This window comes from Megasphaera massiliensis (assembly GCF_000455225.1).
GTDB classification, from domain to species: domain Bacteria; phylum Bacillota; class Negativicutes; order Veillonellales; family Megasphaeraceae; genus Megasphaera; species Megasphaera massiliensis.
Genome location: NZ_HF954535.1, coordinates 1 through 16,472, shown reverse-complemented (window position 1 = coordinate 16,472; position 16,472 = coordinate 1). Strand labels below are relative to the sequence as shown.

Genomic DNA, 16,472 nt, shown 5'->3' with positions numbered 1-16,472 from the left:
ATCCTCGGTGCCTACTCTTTTTCATTTCGCCACTGTTTTCTTCCTATCTATTTATGTTATAATAAAATAGATATATGATTATAGGGAGGAGTCGATTTACATGAATGAAATCTTTGCCAGACGGAGTATCCGGAAATTTTTGCCTACCATGGTAGAAGATGAAAAGATAGAACAGCTGCTGCGTGCTGCCATGGCCGCTCCATCTGCCGGAAACCAACAACCTTGGGAATTTTATGTCGTCCGCGACAAACGGGTCATTCAGGACTTATCTCAATGCAGTCCGTATGCAGGCTGTGCCAATGGTGCTGCCTTAGCCATTGTCGTCTGTTCTCGTGACGAACACATGCGTTTTCCTGCTTTTACGCCCCTTGATCTCAGTGCGGCCGTTGAAAATATCCTCATCGAAGCGGTACACCTCGATCTCGGTGCTGTTTGGCTTGGCGTTACGCCCTATCGGGCTCGTGAAGTTTTGGTCCGTCGGGCTTTGGGCGCTCCTAAAGGCGTTACCCCCTTTGCTATCGTTGCTCTCGGTTATCCTCAGGCAACAGCAGAAGACAAACCGCATGAAGACCGCTATGATCCATCCCGCATTCATTACGTATAATTCTTGTACGGCCGTGAAAGGGTCCTGTCGCTACTTGGCAGGGCCTTTTCTATTTATCGTTAAAGAAGGGATTTCTATGATTGAAGAAAAAGCACCTATCACCTTCCATCTGGCTGAACTTAGGCGGCGCCTCCTCTTTTCGCTGGCAGCCTTGCTCATAGGTACGATCGTCGCCTATACCTATGTCGAAGATATCATTGCCGTCATCTCGGCGCCGGCCGGAAAGCTTTATTTTCTGAATCCGGCGGAAGTCTTTTTTTCTTACCTGCAAATCGCCGCCGTTACGGGCTTATTTGTGACCTTGCCCATCCACTTTTATGAACTATGGCGGTTTTTAAGGCCGGGACTTCGCGATACCGAGGCCAAGGCCTTCGTCTGGTTTATGCCGGCTGCTCTTGTTTTGTGGTATGGCGGGGCTGCTTTTTCCTTCTTCGTCGTCTTTCCCCAAGCCGTCCAATTTTTTCTGAGTTTTTCTGCCCTCTCTCTACAGCCTATGTTTTCTTTAGCGGCCTATTTGTCTTTTTTCATCGCCTTCGTCCTGCCGTTTGCTATCGGCTTTGAACTTCCACTGGCGCTGATTATCCTGGCGCGTTTGGGCTTGGTGACCGGGAGATCCCTGCGGCAGAAGCGGCGTTTCTTTATCGTAGGGGTTTTCATCTTTGCCGGTGTCGTATCGCCGACGACGGATATGATTACCCAGACGGCCATTGCCGTGCCCTTGATCTTTCTCTATGAGGGAACGATTGTGGTTATGAGATTTATGAAGCCCTAGGTATATTTATTGAAATAAATGATTTTATCTTAACCCACCAGAAGACTCCTTCCTCTTAGGCGGGAGATGAATGGCGGGTAGTTGAGTAGACTCAATTCCCATGAAAACCACAAATCCACGTAGATAGTCTTGTTTGCGTGTTTTTTTAGGATTCATGTATACAGTATTTTTTTGTATACAAAGTGGCCGTCCCTTGTAATGTGTTTCCATTTTGCTATAATAGAGAAAGCGGTGAATGTATGGGCGGCGATTGGCTGTGCGTTTACCGGTCTGATTCAATTTTTATACGCAGGAGGGTATTTTCATGAAAAAAATTCGTTCGGTTTTAGTTGCCAACCGCGGAGAAATTGCCATTCGTGTTTTCCGGGCTTGTAATGAACTGGGAATCCGCACGATTGCGATTTATTCCAAAGAAGATTCGCTGTCGCTGCATCGTTTCCGTGCAGATGAATCGTATCTCGTCGGTGAAGGCAAAAAACCGGTAGATGCATATTTAGATATTGAAGATATTATCCGTATTGCCCATGAGCACGACGTCGATGCCATCCACCCCGGTTACGGATTCTTGTCCGAAAATGCGGACTTAGCGAAACGCTGTGAAGAAGAAGGTATTATCTTTATCGGTCCTAAAGTAGAACACCTCATCATGTTCGGCGATAAGATCAATGCCCGTATTCAGGCAAAAAAGGCCGGTATTCAGTACATTCCCGGCAGTGACGGCCGCGTTGAAAGCTATGAAGAAGTCGAAAATTTTGCCAAGGAAGTCGGACTTCCGATTATGCTGAAAGCTGTAAACGGCGGCGGCGGCCGCGGCATGCGTATGGTCGACTCCATGGAAGAACTGCGCGATGCTTATGAACGGGCAAAATCGGAAGCGCAGCTGGCTTTCGGCAGCGATGAAATTTATCTCGAAAAATGTATCATCAATCCGAAGCACATCGAAGTCCAGATCATGGGCGACGAACACGGCAACGTCATTCACCTCTTTGAACGTGACTGCTCTATCCAGCGCCGTCATCAGAAGGTCGTTGAAACGGCTCCGGCTTCGGCCTTGCCCGTCGAACTTCGTCAGAAAATCTGTGATGCTGCCTTGAAGTTGATGAAAAACGTTCATTACGTCAATGCAGGGACCGTCGAATTCTTGGTTACGCCTGACGGCAACTTCTACTTCATCGAAGTTAACCCCCGTGTCCAGGTAGAACACACGGTCACTGAAATGATTACGGGTATCGACATCGTCCAGACCCAGATTAAAGTCGCTGAAGGTTATGCCCTCGACAGCGATGAAATCGGCATTAAGTCTCAGGATGCTGTCCACTGTCTCGGCAATGCCATCCAGTGCCGTATTACGACCGAAGATCCGCTGAATAACTTCATGCCGGATTCCGGTAAAATCACGGTATACCGCAGCGGCGGCGGCTTTGGTGTCCGTCTCGACAGCGGCAATGCTTATACAGGAGCCATTATTACGCCGTACTATGATTCGCTCTTGGTCAAGTCGACGACTTACGGCCTCGATCATGCCAAAGCCGTCCAGAAGATGCTCCGCGTCCTTCAGGAATTCCGTATCCGCGGCGTCAAGACCAATATCGGCTTCTTGATCAACGTCCTGAAGAGTCCTGAATTCGTCGACGGTTCGTATAATGTCAACTTCATCGACAATCATCCGGAACTGTTTGAACTGCCGGTCGTACAGGACCGCGGCACGAAACTCTTAGAGTACATCAGCGATACGACGATTAACGGCTATGCCGGTGCCGGCCACCAGGAAAAGACTGAATTTGAACCTTTGGAACTGCCGAGTGTTGAAAACGGCCCGTATCCGGACGGCACGAAACAGAAATTTGATGCCATGGGACCGGAAAAATTCTCCCAGTGGATCAAAGAACAGCATAAGGTATTCTTCACCGATACGACCATGCGTGATGCGCACCAGTCCTTGTTTGCTACTCGTGTCCGCACCATCGATATGCTCCGTGTCTTGGAAGCAGCCTCGAAGAAACTCCCGAACCTCTTCTCGTATGAATGCTGGGGCGGGGCGACCTTCGACGTAGCTTATCGCTTCCTTTATGAAGATCCTTGGGTTCGCCTGCGCCAGATGCGTGAAAAGGCTCCCAACATCCTTCTCCAGATGCTCGTCCGCGGTGCTAATGCCGTCGGCTACACCAGCTATCCGGACAATGTCGTCAAAAACTTCATCGACCTCTCGGCCAAGAACGGCATCGACGTCTTCCGTGTTTTTGACAGCCTTAACAGCTTAGACAATATGTACGGCACGATTCAGGCCGTTCGTGAAAACAATAAGTTGGCAGAAGTAGCTCTCTGCTACACCGGCGATATCCTCGATCCGTCGCGGAATAAATACGATTTGGCATACTATGTCAACATGGCTAAGGAATTGAAAAATGCCGGTGCCAACATCATCGCCATTAAAGATATGGCAGGTCTCTTGAAACCGGAAGCTTCTTACCGTCTGGTATCGGCTTTGAAAGATGCCGTTGACCTTCCGATTCACCTCCATACCCATGATGGTTCGGGCAATGCCATTACGACGTACAGCAGGGCTATCGATGCCGGTGTCGATATCGTCGACGTTGCTTATTCGGCCTTTGCCGGCGGTACCAGCCAGCCGAGCATGAGCACCTTGTATTACGCTTTGAGCGGCAAGGATCGTCAGCCGGACCTCGACGTCAATGCTATGGAAGAAATGTCCCGCTACTGGGCTACGGTTCGTCCGTACTACAAAGGCGTCGACAAAGCCGAAGCTTATCCGAATACGGAAGTCTACCAGCATGAAATGCCGGGCGGTCAGTTCTCCAATCTCCGCCAGCAGGCAAAAGCTGTAGGCCTCGGCGACCACTGGAATGAAATCAAAAAGATGTACCATACGGTCAGCATGATGTTCGGCGATATCATCAAAGTTACGCCGTCGTCCAAGGTTGTCGGCGACATGACCTTGTTCATGGTCCAGAACAACTTGACCGAACAGGATATCTACGATAAAGGCGACGTCCTCGACTTCCCGCAGTCCGTCGTCGAATTCTTCGAAGGCCGTATCGGCATTCCGTATCAGGGCTTCCCGGAAAAACTCCAGAAGATTATCCTCAAAGGAAAGAAACCCCTTACGGAACGGCCGGGCAAGAGCCTGGCACCGGTCGACTTCGACGCCGTCCGTGCTAAATTGGCTGAAAACGGCTACAAGCACGAAGCCGAAGACATCAATGCTTACTGCCAGTATCCGAAAGTCTTCGAAGACTACAATGAAAAGGTCAAGAGATTCGGCGATGTCAGCGTCCTCGATACGCCGACCTTCTTCTTCGGCATGAAGAAAAATGAAGAACTTCACGTTGAAATCGAAGAAGGGAAGGATCTCATCATCACCCTGATCAATATCAGCGATCCTGATGAAAGCGGTGTCCGCACGGTTACCTTCATGTTCAACGGTGCCGAACGTGAAATCCGTATCCAGGATAAGAGCGTCGACATGAAGACCGTTTCTCGCCGTAAGGCAGATCCTGATAAGGCCGGTGACATCGGTGCCACCTTGTCCGGTTCGGTCGTCAATGTCCTCGTTTCCAAGGGCCAGAAAGTTAAGAAGGGCGAACCCTTAGTCGTTACCGAAGCCATGAAGATGGAAACGACGATTACGTCGCCTATCGACGGAACTGTCGGTGAAATCTATGCCGTCAAAGGCCAGGCTATCATCAGCGGCGACTGCTTGCTGGAAGTATTGGAATAAGATTACGGTTTATAAAGCAATAAAAGGTGCTGCCGCATGTGCGGCAGCACCTTTTTCATTAAAGGAGAAATAGCTATGAAAATGGTAACCGTCTATTTACTGGGGAAGATGTTTTCGGTTCCTGAAGATTTGACGATTATGCGGGCTATGGAATACTCCGGCTTCCGCCTGGTTCGCGGCTGCGGATGCCGAAGCGGGTTTTGCGGGGCCTGCGCCGTCGTCTACCGTCTGAAAGGGCAGACTGAAACGCATTCGGCCCTGGCCTGTCAAACGAAGGTTGAAGACGGCATGTGTGTCGGCCGGTTGGAATCGTTTCCCATCAAAAAGATGGAATATGACATGGATGATTTGCCTGTTGCCGGAAATGTCGTCGGTCAGCTTTATCCTGAGATTTATAACTGCATTCACTGCAATGCCTGTACGCGGAACTGTCCTCAAGGGATTCAAGTCATGAAATACATCGCCCTGGCCCAGAAAGGTGATTATGCCGGCTGTGCGAAAGAGTCCTTCCGCTGTGTTTGCTGCAATATCTGTGCTGCCAGCTGTCCGGCGAAAATCAGCCACGGACCGGTCGGCCTCTTGGCACGGCGCCTCATGGGTAAGTATATTGCCAAAAAGAGCCGTCATTTGGAAGACCGCGTAAAAGCGATTCAAGAAGGGCAGTATATTGCCGATGTACAGCGGTTGATGGAAGCCGATGACGATGAATTGCGCCGCTTATACGAAGGGCGGACGATTGAAAAATAGGAGGACCTCATGATATATACCGAAGAAATGCGGGCGTCTCAGGCGCGGGTCGAGGCGACGCGCAGTATCCGCTTGTCGGAAACATTGCCGCGGTTTACGGCTGAAGAAAAGGATGCCCTTTTAAAACAATTTCATCCTGATTATCACGAAGACGGTTTTACACGCCTGTCCGTAGGACCCAATAAGGGCGATCAAGTACCGTCTGAACTGGCCGTCCTCTTACAAGGCCAGAGCCGCATGGATGAAGCCGACGTCGATGTCGACCATATCCAGTTTGAGACCGACGTCCTGGTCATCGGCGGCGGCGGGTCCGGTGCTGCCGCAGCTATTGAAGCGGCCCGCCATGGAGCGAAGGTCCTCATGGCTACGAAACTACGATTGGGAGATGCCAATACGGGCATGGCCGAAGGAGGCATACAGGCTGCCGATAAGGAAAATGATTCGCCGGCGGCTCATTATTTGGACGCCATGGGCGGCGGTCATTATAAGAATATTCCCGAACTGCTCTCTGAACTGGTTCTTCATGGGCCGGAAGCCATTCAGTGGCTCAGCTCCTTAGGCGTCCTATTTGACAAAGACCGTGACGGAGCCATGGTAACGACCCACGGCGGCGGGACGTCCTATAAACGGATGCATGCCTGCGGGGATTATACGGGAGCGGAAATCATGCGTGTTCTTCGCGATGAAGTCCGTAACGCCGGCGTCGATGTCATCGAATATTCGCCGGCTGTCGAATTGCTGCTTGACGGGGAAGGCCGGGCTGCCGGTGCCGTCTTGTATGATTTCGATACCCGGGAATACCACGTCGTTCGAGCAAAAAGCGTCATCCTTGCTGCCGGTGGTGCCGGGCGTCTCCACTATCAAGGCTTTCCGACGTCGAATCATTATGGATCGACGGCGGATGGGCTGGTCATGGCCTATCGGGCCGGCGTCCCTCTCCTTTATGCCGGTGCTATTCAATATCACCCGACAGGGGCCGCTTACCCGCCTCAGATTTATGGAGCCCTGGTCACGGAAAAGGTCCGTTCTCTCGATGCCATGCTGGTCAACAAGGACGGCGATGCCTTCCTCCATCCTTTAGAAACGAGGGATGTCGTGGCCGCGGCCATTATTCGCGAGTGCCAAGAACGGAACAAGGGCGTCTATGCCCTGCACGGCCAGGCCGTCTGGCTCGATACGCCTATGGTCGATATTCTTCATGGGGAGGGGACGATGGAAAAAAGACTGCCGGCTATGATTCATATGTATGAAAAATTCGGCATCGATATCCGAAAACAGCCGATTTTAGTCTATCCGACCCTCCATTATCAAAATGGCGGTATCTGTATCGGAGCTAAGAGTGAAACAAAAATCCCCGGCCTCTATGCGGCCGGGGAAGACGTCGGCGGTATTCACGGGAAGAACCGACTCATGGGCAACAGTCTCTTGGATATCATCGTCTTTGGCCGGATTGCCGGGACCGAAGCGGCGGTCTACAGTGAGCAGGCCCATCCCGGAAAGGGGAATCTCGACCACGTTCGTCGCTTTGATGAAGAACGTGCCGCTGCCGGCATTACCGAAAAGGTATTATCGCCGAAACTCCTTCCGGACTACACCCATAATCGGGGTACCCGGGGGTAAGTGTTAATCCGCCAATTTTTCACCGTGCAGATGGTGTACCTTCCAGGTGATGGCCAGACTGAGGCACAAGAGAATCGTGCCGGCTCCCCAAAAGACGTACTTCATTCCGATATAGGTGGCAATGATGCCGCCTAAAATCGGGCCGCCCATGGCGCCGACCTGCTGGGCCGAGAACATGAGCCCGAAGACCCGGCCTTTGATATTGGCACTCGTCTTTTCCGCCAAGATGGCATTGATCGACGGATAGATGCCGGAGAAGAAGAGGCCGACGGCGAATTGGCTGGCCGCGAAGGTGTAAAGCGTATCGGGAAGGGACTGGATGAGGAAGAAAATACCCGCCAGAACCAGTACGATGCGCAGGGTCTTTACGAAACCGTGGCGCTGACCGAAACGGCCCCAGAGGGGAGCCGTAATGGCGCTGGCAAAACCGCCCAGGGAGAAGATAAGGCCGGCTACGAAGACCAGGTTGTCGATGTCTCCGGCAAGGTAAGAAATATAGGTCGTTAAAATCGGCTGGACGATGAGGATGACAGCCTGTACTAAGGCGGCGCTGATGAGCATCAGGCGGATGACAGGCGTCTTCCATAGGCTGACTTGGCCGCTTTTGCTGTCGGCACTGATGGTATCGGCAGACGGTGCCGTGTCCATCGGCGGTTCTTTAATAAAGAAGACCAGGACTAAAAAGTTAAGGAACAAAGCGGCGGCTGCCAAAAAGAAGGATTGGCGCATGCCGAAGGTTTCGGCTAAGATGCCGCCAAAGAGGGGGCCGATGATGCCGCCGGCTGTGAGGGCCCCTTGCATGACGCCCAAGCAGATGCCCAGTTTTTTGGGCGGAGCATAGGTGGTCATGATGGCCAGTTCCATGGGCCACAGGCCCGACGCAAAGCCTTGGAACATCCGCATGAAAGTCAGTTCCAGCGGTGTCGTTACGATACCGCCGAGAAAATAACTGATAGATAAAAGAAAACTGGCGCGAATCGCCATGAGTCGCTTGCCTCTTTTGTCGGCCATCCGTCCCCATATGGGGGCCATGACGGCACTGATGAGAAAGGTCGAGGAAAAGACGATACCGGACCAAATGTTGACCGACGCCGGATCGACGCCGAGGTCTCGGGTAAGATACATAGGCAGGAAGGGGATGAGCATGGTGTAGCTTGAGGACATGAAGACGACGTTACACGTTAGAATTGCTAAACAAAGTTTCCAGTTCACAGCGATCACCTTTCTTTCGATTTGTTAACGTAGTCAATTTACTATTATACGCCGCCGCCAGGATAATAACAACGGCCATTGCCTTGTCATGATAAAGATAGGGCCTTATAATTAATAGTATCTATGTTGGAAAGGAATGATTCTCCTTGGCCATTTATCTCGCAAAGCGCCTCTTTGGCGCCTGTATCGTCCTATGGGCGGTCATTACCATTACTTTTGGTCTGATGCACGCCATTCCCGGCGGTCCTTTTACGCAGGAAAAGAAACTGCCGCCGGCTGTCATGGCGACGGTAGAAGCCCGCTACCATCTCGATGAACCCTTGTGGAACCAGTACGTCGATTACGTCCGCCATGCTGCCGTCCTCGACCTCGGTCCGTCTTACAAATATCCCGGTAAAACGGTCAACGATATCATCGCAGAGACTTTGCCTGTATCGGCTGAGCTCGGGCTTATCAGCCTTTTCCTTGCCATCGGGGCCGGTATCCTTGCCGGCATGGCTGCTGCCTGGTATAAGAATACCTGGGTTGATTACGGGATGATGATAGGCGCTACTCTCGGCGTTTCGGTCCCAAGTTTTATTTTTGCGGCCGTTCTCATACAGCTCTTCGCTTTTACTTGGCCTGTCCTGCCGGCGGCTTTGTGGAAAGGTCCGGCCTATGTCATCCTGCCGGCCTTGGCTCTGGCTGCGCAGCCGACGGCTTTTATTATGCGTCTGACAAGGTCTAGCCTCGTCGATGCCTTGGGACAGGATTATATACGGACGGCTCGCTCTCGAGGCATTGGTTCTTGGTCCTTATTGTACCGTCATGCCCTGCGCAACGCCCTCCTGCCTGTCGTCAGTTATATCGGGCCCTTGGCTGCGGCCTTGATGACCGGGAGCTTTATCGTCGAGACGATTTTTGCCATTCCCGGATTGGGGCGTCACTTCGTTACCAGTATTTATAACCGCGATTACACGGTCATCTTGGGGATTACTATTTTTTACAGTTTTCTTATCATGATGATGAATTTACTCGTCGACCTCATCTATCTGCTCTTAGATCCGCGCATTACCGTCGACAGCCGAAAGGAGGAATAGCCATGGATTTCACACCGATTACGGAGGCGGACCGAAGGGAACCCTATGTGGCACCTCAAACGCTGAGGGACCGCGGTTGGCATCGGATGAAGAGCAATCCCTTGGCCCTTTGGGGCATGGCTATCGTCATCGTCATGACACTCTTGGCGGTCATCGGACCTTTTGTATCCCCCTATACTTATGCCGACCAGAGTTTTTCTGATGCCAATGCCTGGCCGTCGGCAGCACACTGGTTCGGCACCGACTCACTCGGACGGGACCTCTTTGTCCGCGTCTTGTACGGTGCCCGCATTTCCTTGTCCATCGGCCTGGTGGCCAGCCTTATTAACGTCTTCATCGGCGTTCTCTACGGCGGGATTGCGGCCTTGGCCGGAGGACGGGTCGACCGGATCATGATGCACGTCGTCGATATCCTTTACTCCATCCCCATGCTGCTCTACGTCATTTTGCTGATGGTCGTCTTCAAACCGGGGCTGATCAACATTTATTTAGCCTTAGGTATCGCCTATTGGCTCAATATGGCCCGTGTCGTCCGTGGCCAGATCCTCAGCCTGAAACAGCAGGAATACGTCATGGCTGCCCGTTCCTGCGGTACGTCGACCTGGCAGATTTTGCGGCGGCATATGATTCCTAACTGCGTCGGGCCGATTATCGTTACGCTCACCTTATCGATTCCGGAAGCCATCTTTACGGAAGCCTTTTTAAGCTTTATCGGTTTGGGAGTATCGGCACCGATGGCGAGTTGGGGCGTCCTGGCTTCAGAAGGTATTAACAGCATGCGCTCCTTTCCCTTTCAGCTGGCCTTTCCGGCCTTGGCCCTGTGCATTACCATGCTGGGTTTCATGTTCTTAGGCGATGGCCTGCGCGATGCCTTGGATCCGCAGCATCAGAAGGAGGGGAGCCGATGAATCCGTTACTCGAAGTGCGTCATCTGTCTATTTCATTCCACACGTACCGAGGCCTTTTAGAAGCCGTTCACGACGTATCGATTACGGTCCGGCCCGGTGAAACCGTCGGCATTGTCGGCGAATCGGGATGCGGCAAGTCGGTTACGTCCCAGGCGGTTATGAAATTATTGCCCCAGGGAGCTGCGGAATACCGGAACGGCGAGATTTTGTGGGAGGGACGCGATCTCCTGCCCTTGTCAGAATCGGAGATGAATGGCCTTCGCGGCCGCGATATGGCTATGATTTTTCAGGATCCCATGACATCCCTCAATCCGGTTCTCACCATTGGGGCCCAGCTTTGTGAAGGGCTTGCCCTCTATCAGAAACTGTCTAAACAGGAGCAGCGGGCAAAGGCTGTAGAACTGTTAAAAGCCGTCGGTCTGACTTCACCGGAAAAGCGGCTCGACCAATACCCCCATCAATTATCGGGCGGTATGCGTCAGCGCTGTCTCATTGCCATGGCACTATCTTGTTCGCCGAAACTCCTCTTTGCCGATGAGCCGACGACGGCTCTCGACGTTACGACAGAAGCACAGGTCTTGGACGTCTTAAAGAAAATGCAGGCAGAACTCGGTATGGCCGTCGTCCTCATTTCCCATAATCTAGGCGTCATTGCCCAGATGTGCCGCCGCATTTACGTCATGTATGCCGGGACCGTCGTTGAAGAAGGGACGGCAGAGGATATTTTTTACCGACCGGCCCATCCTTATACCAAGGGGCTGTTGGCCTCTCTTCCGGACCCAACGGATCGGGATAAGGTACTGACCGGCATTCCCGGCCAGGCCCCGGATTTATTCCATATGCCAAAAGGCTGCCGGTTCTATCGGCGCTGCCCTCGGGCTATGAAAGTCTGTATGGAAGCAGAACCGCCGCGGGAAGAAGCCGGTCCCGGTCATCACTATACCTGCTGGCTGGCAGCGGCAGAAAGGAGGATGGGCGATGGCACTCATTGAAGCTAAAGGCCTTACCAAACAATTTGTGATTGACCGCAATTGGTTAGGTCGTCCGAAAAAAGTGTTGACCGCTGTCAATCACGTATCCTTTACGATTGAGCCGGGCGAAACGGTTGGCTTAGTTGGCGAATCGGGCTGCGGCAAGTCGACCTTTGCCCGCACCTTATTGGGACTGTATCCTAAAACCGATGGGGATATTTTTTATAAAGGCCGTAATATCGGCGAGCCTGAAATCGGGAAGGACTATCGACGCCAGGTGCAGATGATCTTTCAAGACCCGTATGCCTCCTTGGACCCGCGAATGACCGTCGAAGATATCATTAGCGAACCTCTTCGCAACTATGCGCTCTGTTCCGACGATAGAGAACGGCGTCAACGGGTGGCCGATTTATTGACCCAAGTCGATTTGAGACCGGAAACGGCCCAGCGCTATCCCCACGAATTCAGCGGCGGCCAGCGTCAACGCATCGGAATCGCCCGAGCCCTTGCCGTCGATCCGGAATGCATCTTTTGTGATGAACCGATTTCAGCTCTTGACGTATCGGTCCAGGTTCAAATCGTAAACATGTTAAAGCGCCTCCAGGAAGAACGGCAGTTATCGTATCTCTTTATTGCCCATGACTTGAGTATGGTCCATCATTTGAGTCGTCGCATCGGCGTCATGTATCTGGGAAATCTCGTCGAATTAGGTCCGAGCGACGCCGTCTTTCATAGGCCTCTCCATCCCTACACACAGATGCTCATTGCCTCTGTGCCGCGGCCGGATCCGCATTATCAGAGAACGGCCGTTGTTTCGGGTGAAGTTCCCAGCCCCCTCGATGTACCGTCGGGCTGCGTCTTTCATCCGCGTTGTCCTGATTGTGATGAACGGTGCCGCCGTGAGGTGCCTGCCCTTTGCTCCGTCGGGGAAGGGCGCCTGGTTGCCTGTCACCATGTCAAAGGAGGGACGGACTGATGAAAAAATATATCCTTTTATTCGTGGCCGTCCTCATGGCCGCTTTTCTCAGTGCCTGCGGCGTAGAACAACCGGATACGGTGAGCTACGTCTTAGAAGCGGAGCCGTCTCGCCTCGATCCGGCTATGACGACGGCCTTGGCTGAAAGCAATACAGAATTACAGATTTTTGAAGGCCTGACCCGTCTTGTCGATGATGTTCCTCAGCCGGCCTTGGCTAAGAGCTGGGATATTTCGGCCGATGGCAGGGTTTATACCTTTCACCTCCGCGACGGAATCGAGTGGAGCGACGGTACGCCTATTACGGCCGGCGATATCGAATACTCCTGGAAGCGCGTCGTCGATCCCGACGTTGCTTCGGAAAATGCCTATATGCTCTTTTGCATCGATAAGGCCGAAGATTACTTTAAGAAGAAGGCCTCTTCTGATGAAGTCGGTGTCAAGGCTCTTGATGATAAAACCTTGGAAGTTCGTTTAAAAGAGCCGACATCCTACTTTTTGAATCTGACAGCTTTTCACTGCTATTATCCCGTACCGCGGAAGCTCGTCGAAGCAAAGCCCGATACCTGGGCCGCCGATGCCGAGGGAATGGTTTCCAGCGGGCCTTTTAAGATTGTCAGTTGGAATCATTCCAGTGAAATTAAATTGGTTAAAAATGAACGATATTGGGATGCCGATGCGGTGAAGCTCAGCCACATCGATCTTCCCATCAGCGATTCTCAGGCGACGAGATTGACTTTGGTAGAAAGCAATCAAGCCAATATGACCGTTGAACCGCCGCCGGCTGACCAAGAACGGCTGGAAAAAATGGGGCTCTATAAAATTGCTCCGTATTTAGGCGCCTATTATTACGTCTTTAACGTCCAGCAAAAACCCTTTGACGACGTCCGCGTCCGCAAGGCCTTTGCCCTCTCGATTCAGCGCCAAGGCCTTATCGACCATATTATCCGGGCTGAAAAGGAACCGGCCTATGCCTGGGTTCCGCCGGGTCTGAAAGATAAGGCCACAGGCCGTGATTTTCGGGAAGAAGGGGGCAATCTCATCAGTGAAGATCCGGAAAGGGCACGAAATCTCCTGCGTGAAGCCGGTTATGATGAAAACCATCCTCTTCCGCCGGTGACCATCCTGTTCAACACGAACGAGATGCACAAGGCCGTGGCGGAAGCAATCCAGGCCATGTGGAAGGATAATCTCGGTGTGTCCGTATCGCTCATGAATCAGGAATCGAAGGTATTCATGGCCTCTCGGGCGCAGGGGGACTACCAGGTCGCCAGGGCTTCGTGGATTGCCGATTATGCCGATCCCATGACCTTCCTCGACGTCTTTGCGGACGAAGAAAACGATGCCCAGTATCACAATACGGCCTATAACGAACTGATTCGCCAGGCTAAGGCGACGAACGATGAAGCCCGGCGCATGGCCTATATGCATGAAGCCGAACAGATGCTCTTTGATGACTGCGTCATCATCCCAATCTACTATACGACCCAGCCTTACGTAGCCCAGCCTTATATTAAAGGATACCATTGGTCACAACTGGGATTGGTAGATTTTAAAAATGCCTATATCGATGAAGGAGAAAGGACGTAACCCTATGGATTATCGTTGTGCCGCCCCTTTGAATCCGGGCGATACGATTGCCGTCGTGGCCCCGTCTGCGGCCCTTGCCGAAGATGATGCGGCCCAAGGCATTGCCTTTTTAAAAGAACTTGGATATCACGTAACGGTGGGACAATCCGTATCGGCTCACGACGGCTATTTGGCCGGCAGCGATGAACTGCGGGCTGCTGACATCAACACCGCTTTTGCCGATGACCATGTAAAGGCTATTATGTGTCTTCGCGGCGGTTACGGGGCAACGCGGATCTTACCGCTTCTCGATTATGAGTTAATCGCCGCCCACCCGAAGATTTTCATCGGCTTTAGCGATATTACGGCGCTCCATACCGTCTTTCTGCAGCGCTGCCATTTTCGGCCCATCCACGGAACGATGGTCATGTCCCTGGCCCGTAAGGCTTCTGACTACACACGGGAAGAATTGCGCTGGGGATTGGCCCATCCTTATGCTGCACGCACATTGCCTTCGGCGCCGGCGATGCATCCCGAGACCCTCGTTCCCGGGACAGCGACGGGACCTCTCTTAGGCGGCAACTTGATGCTGCTGTCGGTTACCATGGGGACGCCTTATGCGTTACAATCGGAAGGGGGCATTCTCTGTTTGGAAGAAGTGGGAGAAGATGCCTATTCTCTCGACAGAATGCTCTGTCATATCGAGCAAGCCGGCCTCATTGACGGCGTGAAAGGCATTGCCTTTGGCGAATTTTACCGATGCAATCCTACGGAAAGGAGCACCTACGAATGGACTGTCGACGAAGTCATTCGTGCTTATGCGAAAAAATGGGGAAAGCCCGCCGTCAAGGGCCTGTCCTTTGGACACGGTGCCGATAACGCTTGGCTTCCCTTAGGTCAGACGGTGCGCCTTGAAGCCGAAACGGATCGGGCGGAACTCGTATTTTTACCCTAACTGTAGGAGGAATCCTGATGGAGTATAAACAATTAAAAGAAGACGCCTGCCGCTATGTCGACGAATTGAAAACCCTCATCTATGATATCGCCGACAAGCTGCATGCCCGTCCGGAACTGGGGCAGGAGGAATTTTTTGCCTCCGCCTTGCTGAAAGACATTTTGACCGATCACGGTTTTACGCTTGATAACCCCGTTTCCGATGCCTTTCCCACGGCCTTTCACGGAACGTTTGGAAGCGGTCCGTTTCAGATGGGCTTTTTAGCAGAGTATGATGCGCTGCCGAAAATTGGACACGGATGCGGGCACAACTTGATCGCTGCCATGAGCATCGGTGCGGCTCTGGCTTTTGCCAAGGCTGCCGGAGAGAAGGCGACGGTCCATGTCTATGGCTGTCCTGCTGAAGAAACGGTGGGCAGCAAAGTCTATATGAGTGAACACGGTGTCTTTGACGACCTTCACGCTGCCGTCATCGTCCATCCCGGCGTTGATAAAACCTATATTAGCGGTACGTCCTATGCGACCCATCCCTTACAATTTACTTTTTTGGGAAAAGCCGCCCATGTCGCTGATACAGAATATCACGGGATCAATGCCCTCGATGCCTTAGTTGATTTCTATGGCCGCCTCAAGGAATACGAAAAGACGCTGACTGAGCGCCATATCATCGGCGCTATCATCACCGATGGCGGGACGGCGCCGAATATTGTACCCGATAGGGCTGTCCTCAAGGCGACGATTCGGGCCTTGACTGTCGATTATTTGGAATATAAAATGCTGCCGGATATCAAGAAGATGGCGCAGGATGTCGCAGCGGCTCATCAAGCCTCGGTAGAGATGGTTCACTATGAACCGCTCTATAAAAATATGGTCAACGATCCGAAAATGGATGTATACTTTGCCGATGCCTTTAATCAACTCTATGAAGAATTCGGCCTTCGCAGCGATGATTTCGCCGAAGGTTCTACCGATGTGGGCAACGTCAGTCAAGTGACGCGGGTCAGCCAACCGGAGATCTGTATCGGTTACGGTATGTCCGGTCATACGCCGGAATTTGCAGCGGCAGCCGGCAGCGATCTTGGTAAAATGCAGGCCCTGACCGGTGCTAAAGCGATGGCTATGGTAGGCCTTGACGTCATGGGGGAAGAAAATTAAGAAAGACGCCGAGAAAAGTGATTGACTTTTCTCGGCGTTAATGTTATTATATAAAAACCAGCTGCAACGAGACGTGAGAAAGAAAATGTAAGTTTTTTTTATTGTGCCTGTTTATGGTTGTCAGGTTTTATGAAGAAATTCAAAAACATGCTTGACAAGCTCTTCGT

General features: G+C 52.1%; 13 protein-coding genes. 12 read left to right on the top strand and 1 reads right to left on the bottom strand.

Going from position 1 to position 16,472, the window contains the following annotated elements; all coding sequences use genetic code 11:
- Positions 1-100 precede the first annotated feature (100 nt).
- The 5 genes from TX77_RS01925 to TX77_RS01905 all read left to right on the top strand — a co-directional run bounded on the left by TX77_RS01925 (position 101) and on the right by TX77_RS01905 (position 7,482).
- Entirely contained in the window at positions 101-604 is a 504-nt protein-coding gene (locus TX77_RS01925; protein ID WP_044503157.1) for a nitroreductase family protein, read from the top strand.
- A 76-nt stretch (positions 605-680) separates the two neighbouring features.
- Positions 681-1,376: a twin-arginine translocase subunit TatC gene (gene tatC, locus TX77_RS01920; protein ID WP_044503156.1), complete on the top strand. Its 696-nt coding sequence runs from the start codon at positions 681-683 to the stop codon at positions 1,374-1,376.
- Positions 1,377-1,680: 304 nt separating this feature from the next.
- A complete protein-coding gene (locus TX77_RS01915; RefSeq protein WP_044503155.1) occupies positions 1,681-5,115 on the top strand; it encodes a pyruvate carboxylase in 3,435 nt (1,144 codons plus the stop codon).
- 75 nt (positions 5,116-5,190) lie between these two features.
- Positions 5,191-5,862, top strand: coding sequence for a 2Fe-2S iron-sulfur cluster-binding protein (locus TX77_RS01910; protein WP_044503154.1), 672 nt, complete (start codon positions 5,191-5,193; stop codon positions 5,860-5,862).
- 9 nt (positions 5,863-5,871) lie between these two features.
- On the top strand, positions 5,872-7,482 hold the full coding sequence (locus TX77_RS01905; RefSeq protein WP_044503153.1) for an FAD-dependent oxidoreductase: 1,611 nt from the start codon (positions 5,872-5,874) through the stop codon (positions 7,480-7,482).
- 3 nt (positions 7,483-7,485) lie between these two features.
- Here TX77_RS01905 and TX77_RS01900 read toward each other — a convergent pair whose 3' ends face one another.
- Entirely contained in the window at positions 7,486-8,694 is a 1,209-nt protein-coding gene (locus TX77_RS01900) for an MFS transporter (RefSeq protein WP_044503152.1), read from the bottom strand.
- Positions 8,695-8,840: 146 nt separating this feature from the next.
- Here TX77_RS01900 and TX77_RS01895 point away from each other — a divergent pair, with 146 nt between their 5' ends.
- The 7 genes from TX77_RS01895 to TX77_RS01865 are packed head-to-tail and all read left to right on the top strand — an operon-like array spanning position 8,841 to position 16,305.
- On the top strand, positions 8,841-9,773 hold the full coding sequence (locus tag TX77_RS01895) for an ABC transporter permease (RefSeq protein ID WP_044503151.1): 933 nt from the start codon (positions 8,841-8,843) through the stop codon (positions 9,771-9,773).
- A gap of 2 nt (positions 9,774-9,775) precedes the next feature.
- Complete coding sequence (locus TX77_RS01890) at positions 9,776-10,681, top strand: ABC transporter permease (protein WP_044503150.1); 906 nt, start codon at positions 9,776-9,778, stop codon at positions 10,679-10,681.
- The gene (locus TX77_RS01885; RefSeq protein ID WP_044503149.1) at positions 10,678-11,673 is read left to right on the top strand and encodes an ABC transporter ATP-binding protein; all 996 of its coding nucleotides are present in this window, start codon (positions 10,678-10,680) and stop codon (positions 11,671-11,673) included. The genes TX77_RS01890 and TX77_RS01885 overlap by 4 nt, the downstream gene beginning before the upstream one ends.
- A complete protein-coding gene (locus TX77_RS01880; RefSeq protein ID WP_044503148.1) occupies positions 11,660-12,628 on the top strand; it encodes an ABC transporter ATP-binding protein in 969 nt (322 codons plus the stop codon). The genes TX77_RS01885 and TX77_RS01880 overlap by 14 nt, the downstream gene beginning before the upstream one ends.
- The gene (locus tag TX77_RS01875; protein WP_044503147.1) at positions 12,628-14,217 is read left to right on the top strand and encodes a peptide ABC transporter substrate-binding protein; all 1,590 of its coding nucleotides are present in this window, start codon (positions 12,628-12,630) and stop codon (positions 14,215-14,217) included. Before TX77_RS01880 ends, TX77_RS01875 begins: the two co-directional genes overlap by 1 nt.
- A 4-nt stretch (positions 14,218-14,221) precedes the next feature.
- Positions 14,222-15,151 (top strand): S66 peptidase family protein, encoded by a 930-nt coding sequence (locus TX77_RS01870; protein ID WP_044503146.1) that lies wholly within the window; start codon positions 14,222-14,224, stop codon positions 15,149-15,151.
- 17 nt (positions 15,152-15,168) lie between these two features.
- Positions 15,169-16,305, top strand: a complete 1,137-nt coding sequence (locus TX77_RS01865) for an amidohydrolase (protein WP_044503145.1) — start codon at positions 15,169-15,171, stop codon at positions 16,303-16,305.
- Positions 16,306-16,472: the final 167 nt, after the last annotated feature.

Excerpts from the sequence above, each read along its gene's own strand:
- TX77_RS01870 (WP_044503146.1), top strand. The coding sequence starts at position 14,222 with ATGGATTATCGTTGTGCCGCCCCTTTGAATCCGGGCGATACGATTGCC.
- TX77_RS01890 (WP_044503150.1), top strand. The coding sequence starts at position 9,776 with ATGGATTTCACACCGATTACGGAGGCGGACCGAAGGGAACCCTATGTG.
- TX77_RS01880 (WP_044503148.1), top strand. The coding sequence starts at position 11,660 with ATGGCACTCATTGAAGCTAAAGGCCTTACCAAACAATTTGTGATTGAC.
- TX77_RS01865 (WP_044503145.1), top strand. The coding sequence starts at position 15,169 with ATGGAGTATAAACAATTAAAAGAAGACGCCTGCCGCTATGTCGACGAA.
- tatC (WP_044503156.1), top strand. The coding sequence starts at position 681 with ATGATTGAAGAAAAAGCACCTATCACCTTCCATCTGGCTGAACTTAGG.
- TX77_RS01885 (WP_044503149.1), top strand. The coding sequence starts at position 10,678 with ATGAATCCGTTACTCGAAGTGCGTCATCTGTCTATTTCATTCCACACG.
- TX77_RS01915 (WP_044503155.1), top strand. The coding sequence starts at position 1,681 with ATGAAAAAAATTCGTTCGGTTTTAGTTGCCAACCGCGGAGAAATTGCC.
- TX77_RS01910 (WP_044503154.1), top strand. The coding sequence starts at position 5,191 with ATGAAAATGGTAACCGTCTATTTACTGGGGAAGATGTTTTCGGTTCCT.
- TX77_RS01875 (WP_044503147.1), top strand. The coding sequence starts at position 12,628 with ATGAAAAAATATATCCTTTTATTCGTGGCCGTCCTCATGGCCGCTTTT.
- TX77_RS01925 (WP_044503157.1), top strand. The coding sequence starts at position 101 with ATGAATGAAATCTTTGCCAGACGGAGTATCCGGAAATTTTTGCCTACC.
- TX77_RS01905 (WP_044503153.1), top strand. The coding sequence starts at position 5,872 with ATGATATATACCGAAGAAATGCGGGCGTCTCAGGCGCGGGTCGAGGCG.